The following is a 1227-nucleotide window of genomic DNA, read 5'->3' on the forward strand; positions in this document are numbered from 1 at the left end:
GCATTGTGGACGTAACGGACGGTAGTGCCCTTTCATCTTACGCACCCGTGTTACTCTCAAATGGTGCGTGCAGAGCTTCTTCTTCTTAGCTGCCGCGGCGAGGCCTCAGACGCGATCTAGCGCAAGGCCCACCCTCGCTGCGGAGTTTGTGTTGCCCGGCCACCCTTTCAAAGAAGAATCACAGAAAAGGCCCCGATAGTAATGCGAAACGCACAGAAGCCCTCCGGAATGCCCGCCCACCGGTACACGCCGTTCCAGGACCTGATCACCGTCGAACTGCCTGACCGCACGTGGCCGGACAAAGTCATCACCAAGGCTCCGCGCTGGTGCGCAGTGGATCTGCGGGACGGAAACCAGGCCCTGATCGACCCCATGAGCCCGGCCCGCAAAATGAAGATGTTCGACCTGCTGGTCCGCATGGGCTACAAGGAGATCGAGGTAGGTTTCCCGTCCGCGTCCCAGACGGACTTCGACTTTGTCCGCCAGCTCATCGAGGGCAACCACATCCCGGACGACGTCACCATCCAGGTCCTGACCCAGGCCCGCGAACACCTGATCGAGCGGACCTACGAGTCCCTGGTAGGCGCCAAGCAGGCTATCGTCCACCTGTACAACTCCACCTCCGTACTGCAGCGCCGTGTGGTCTTCAACCAGGATGAGGACGGAATCCTGGACATCGCCCTCCAGGGCGCCAGGCTGTGCAGGAAGTACGAAGAAACCCTCGTGGACACCCACGTGACTTACGAATACTCCCCGGAATCCTTCACGGGCACCGAGCTGGAGTACGCAGTGCGGGTCTGCAACGCCGTCGCCGACGTTTTTGAGGCTTCCGCGGACCGCCAGGTCATCATCAACCTGCCTGCCACCGTGGAAATGGCCACGCCCAACATTTACGCCGACTCGATTGAATGGATGAGCCGCCACCTTCACCCGCGGGAAGGCATCATTCTCTCCCTGCACCCCCACAACGATCGTGGAACGGGCGTCGCGGCCGCGGAACTGGGCTACATGGCCGGGGCCGACCGGATCGAAGGCTGCCTCTTCGGCAACGGTGAACGGACCGGCAACGTGGACCTGGTCACCCTCGGCCTGAACCTCTTCGTGCAGGGCATCGACCCCATGATCGATTTTTCCAACATCGACGACGTCCGCCGGACCGTGGAGTACTGCAACCAGCTGCCCGTCCCTGAGCGTTCACCCTACGGCGGCGACCTCGTCTTCACGGCG

1 protein-coding gene is annotated in these 1227 nt (G+C 61.9%); it reads left to right on the top strand.

What is annotated here, in order from left to right:
* Nucleotides 1–201: 201 nt before the first annotated feature.
* Nucleotides 202–1227 (top strand): 2-isopropylmalate synthase (locus AC5RWX_RS33520; protein ID WP_494100463.1); only part of this gene is annotated, 1026 nt, incomplete at its 3' end.

This window comes from Arthrobacter sp. SPT-J7 (assembly GCF_059089965.1).